Annotated in this window: 4 protein-coding genes; 2 read left to right on the top strand and 2 right to left on the bottom strand. The window is 72.8% G+C overall.

The features are described from left to right. Positions 1-1,235, top strand: a 1,235-nt coding sequence (locus PKE44_RS16275) for an FtsX-like permease family protein (RefSeq protein WP_324553262.1), incomplete at its 5' end; no start/stop codon positions are given. Positions 1,236-1,325: 90 nt separating this feature from the next. Further along, positions 1,326-1,676 (top strand): TraR/DksA family transcriptional regulator, encoded by a 351-nt coding sequence (locus tag PKE44_RS16270; RefSeq protein WP_324553260.1) that lies wholly within the window; start codon positions 1,326-1,328, stop codon positions 1,674-1,676. A gap of 116 nt (positions 1,677-1,792) precedes the next feature. Here PKE44_RS16270 and PKE44_RS16265 read toward each other — a convergent pair whose 3' ends face one another. Then, entirely contained in the window at positions 1,793-2,491 is a 699-nt protein-coding gene (locus tag PKE44_RS16265; protein WP_324553258.1) for a hypothetical protein, read from the bottom strand. Between the two features lie 150 nt (positions 2,492-2,641). Continuing rightward, entirely contained in the window at positions 2,642-3,574 is a 933-nt protein-coding gene (cysK, locus tag PKE44_RS16260; RefSeq protein WP_324553256.1) for a cysteine synthase A, read from the bottom strand. Positions 3,575-3,791: the final 217 nt, after the last annotated feature.

Raw genomic sequence — 3,791 nt, 5'->3', positions numbered from 1 at the left:
ACCTGCTGCTGGCCGGCACCGCCGCGACCGCCGTGCTGCTCGCGCTCGGGGCCTGGGGGCTGACCCGGCTGCTCGGCCGGCTGCGCGGCCGGGTCGGGGTGGCCTGGCGCTTCGGGCTCGCGAATGTCTCGCGTCGCGGCGGCGCCAGCATCGTGCAGGTGGTCGCGATCGGACTCGGGCTGATGGTGCTGCTGGTGCTGACGCTGGTGCGCACCGACCTGCTCGCCGGCTGGCGCGCAAGCCTGCCGCCCGAGGCGCCGAACCGCTTCCTGATCAACGTCCAGCCCGGCGAGGTCGAGGCGCTGCAGGCCGAACTGCATGCCGCCGGGCTCGGGGCCGCGACGCTGCATCCGATGGTGCGCGGCCGGCTGACGCAGATCGGCGAACGGCCGGTGTCGGCCGCTGACTACCCGGAGCCGCGCGCGCAGCGCCTGGTCGAGCGCGAGTTCAACCTGTCCTGGGCCGAAGCGCCGCAGCCGGACAACCGCATCGTCGCCGGCCGGTGGTTCGGTCCCGGGGCGCGCGCCGAGGTCTCGGTCGAGCAGGGACTGGCCGGGACGCTCGGCATCCGGCTCGGCGACCGGCTGCGCTTCGCGGTCGCCGGCCAGAGCGTCGAGGGCACGGTCACGAGCCTGCGCAGCGTCGAGTGGGATTCCTTCCACGTGAACTTCTTCGTGGTGTTCCCGCCCGGTGCGCTCGACGGCCTGCCGGCGACCTGGATCACCAGCTTCCACCTGCCGGCCGGGCGTCAGGCGCTGATCGCGGAGCTGGTGCGCGCGCATCCGTCGGTGACGGTGCTCGACATCGACGCGCTGCTTTCGAAGGTGCGCGAGATCATCGAGCGCGTCGTGCTCGGCGTCGAATACGTGTTCCTGTTCACGCTGGCGGCCGGGCTCGCCGTGCTCTATGCCGCGATCCAGGCGACGCGCGACGAACGCCGCTACGAGGCCGCGCTCGCGCGCACGCTCGGCGCGTCGCGTCGCGTCGTGCTGCAGGGGCTGATCGCCGAGTTCGCCGTGCTCGGCCTGCTCGCCGGCGTGCTGGCGGCGGCCGGGGCCAGTGCGCTCGGCTGGGGACTGGCGCAGCAGGTGTTCGATTTCCCGTACCGGCCCGATCCGCTGCTGTGGCTCGCCGGTGCGGCGGCCGGCGTGTTCGGCGTCGGGCTTGCCGGGCTTGCCGGCACGCGCGCCGTGCTCGATCAACCGCCGCTCGCGACGCTGCGCGCCGGTGTCTGACGCGGCGATCGTCGACCAGACGATCGTCGGCCAGACTCTGGACAGGCCGGCCGCGTGCTCGCGGCTGCGCCCCTGACCGGGAGCACGATGATGGACACTCCGAGCGAAGACCCGCGTGCGCGCCTCGAACGGCTCGCCAGCGAACTCGACCAGCGCCTCGCGCGCATCGGCGCACGCGAACGCCACGAGGACGGCCCGCCGTCGCAGGATTTCGCCGAACAGGCCACCGAGCGCGAGAACGATGACGTGATCGGCGCACTGGCGCTCGACACGCGCCTGCAGCTCGGGCTGGTGCGCAAGGCGCTGCGGCGCCTCGACGCCGGCGACTACGGCGTCTGCGTCGAATGCGGCACGCCGATCCCGTCGGCCCGGCTCGCGGCGCTGCCCTGGGCCGAGCACTGCGTCGCCTGTGCGGAGCGTCTGGAAGGCCGCCACGCCTGAGCCCCGCCCGGCCCAGACCGATCACACCGGAACGCTTCTTCGCTTTTCAGCCCCTCGCCCCTCGCGGGAGAGGGGCCGGGGAGAGGGGAAAACCATGCATTTACGTGTGGTCGGCATCAGCCGGCCGGTGCATGCACGATCCATTCGATGACGTGCCAGGCGCGCGGCGTCAGCGGCCACAGCGCCAGCGGTCCCGGTGCGCCGCCGAGGCCGAGCGTGTCATGGTCGCAGACCTCCAGCCCGCTGCCGCCCCACAGGTGTTCGGCGAGGGCGGCGGCGTCCAGCCCGGCAGCCGTGTCGGGCAGCGCGCCGTGCGGTGCGCGTGCCGCCGACAGCACGTCATGGCAGCTCGCCCAGTGCTGTCCGGCCAGTGCCCGGCGAAGCCGGCCGGGATCGGCGATCACCGGCCCCGCGACCTGCTGGCCGAGCACGTTCGCAAACAGCAGCGCGGCATCGGGGTAGGCCCGCGCCAGCCGCGCCGGGCCGTCCCGGTCGCAGAGGCAGTCGAGCCGGTCGAACACGAGTTTCGCGTCCGCAAACCGGCGGCCGAGCAGCCGGCGCGCCAGCGGATCGGGCTCCAGCACATGCACCTGCCCGAAGCCGGCCAGAAACGCCGCCGGCAGCGTCCAGCCCGCCGACGGGCCGATCAGCACCAGTTCGCGGCACGGCGGATTCCATGCCTGCAGCCAGCCGGCGAGCCGGTCGGAATACGCTCGCCAGAGCGGCCGGTGACGCAGCGCGCGCAGGTGATAGACGAGGCCGCCGGCCGGGGACAGCCAGCGGTCAACGGGAAGGAGCGGGGTGGTTCCGGGCAATGGCGTCGTGCTTCCCCCGGGGCGGTTTGCGCCCGGTTCCGTGCCTGCGTGCCTGCGAAAGGCAGCGAAGCCGGGCGGTCGCGCAGTGCGCCCCCGTCTGAACGACGAAGGCGGCCGCAGCCGCCTCCGGTGGACCGTGGCGTGCGGCTTTCAGTCGCCGAGCCCCTCGAACAGCTTGGTGCTCAGGTAACGCTCGCCGAAGGACGGGATGATCACGACGATGCGCTTGCCGGCGTTCTCGGGCTTCGCCGCCTGCTGCAGCGCCGCCCACAGCGCGGCGCCCGAGCTGATGCCGACCAGCAGGCCTTCCTCGCGCGCGGCGCGCCGGGCCGTGACCAGTGCATCGTCATTGGTCACGCGCGTGACCTCGTCGTAGATGCCGGTGTTCAGCACCTCGGGCACGAAGCCGGCGCCGATGCCCTGGATGATGTGCGGGCCCTTCTGGCCGCCCGAGAGCACCGGCGAGGCGTCGGGCTCGACCGCGACGATCTTCAGGCCCGGACGGCGGGGTTTCAGCACCTCGCCGACGCCGGTGATCGTGCCGCCGGTGCCGATGCCGGCGACGAAGATGTCGATCTCGCCATCGGTGTCGCGCCAGATCTCCTCGGCCGTCGTGCGCCGGTGCACCTCGGGGTTGGCCGGGTTCTGGAACTGCTGCGGGATGTAGTAGTTCGGGTTGCCGGCGGCGAGTTCCTCGGCCTTGCGGATCGCCCCGGCCATGCCTTCGGCGCCCGGCGTCAGCACCAGGTCGGCACCGTAGCCGCGCAGCAGCATGCGCCGTTCCCTGCTCATCGTGTCCGGCATGACCAGGCAGCACTTGTAGCCGCGTGCCGCACAGACCATCGCCAGCGCGATACCGGTGTTGCCGCTGGTCGGTTCGAGGATGACCGTGTCCGGGCCGATCTTCCCGGCCGCTTCGGCGGCATCGATCATCGCTGCGCCGATGCGGTCCTTGACGCTGTGCGCCGGGTTCTGGAATTCGAGCTTGCAGACGACCTCGGCGCCGAGGCCGGCCGTCAGCCGGTTCAGCCGCACGAGCGGGGTGTTGCCGATCAGCTCGGTGACGTTGCGGGCGATGCGCATGGCGGATACCTCAAGGGGTGGGGGAAGGGGCGGCAGGCGGCCGGGGCGCGCGCGCCGGTGCCGGCGGTGCGGGCGTCGCAACGAACATAGCCGGCGCGCGGCGGCGCGGCTCAGATCACGAAGTCCTCGGTCAGGGCAGCGTTCGTGGCTTCGGGGGCGAGGAACACCTTCATGCGCCGCGGCCGCACCCAGACCGGTTCGCCGGTGGCGTAGCCTT

The organism is Plasticicumulans sp., assembly GCF_035331805.1.
Taxonomy (GTDB): Bacteria; Pseudomonadota; Gammaproteobacteria; order Competibacterales; family Competibacteraceae; genus Plasticicumulans.
The sequence above is the reverse complement of the archived record's forward strand: the minus strand, read 5'-3'. Positions and strand labels throughout refer to the sequence as shown.

Bases quoted from the DNA above. Each gene is read 5' to 3' on its own strand.
- PKE44_RS16270 (WP_324553260.1), top strand. From the start codon at position 1,326: ATGGACACTCCGAGCGAAGACCCGCGTGCGCGCCTCGAACGGCTCGCC.
- cysK (WP_324553256.1), bottom strand. From the start codon at position 3,574: ATGCGCATCGCCCGCAACGTCACCGAGCTGATCGGCAACACCCCGCTC.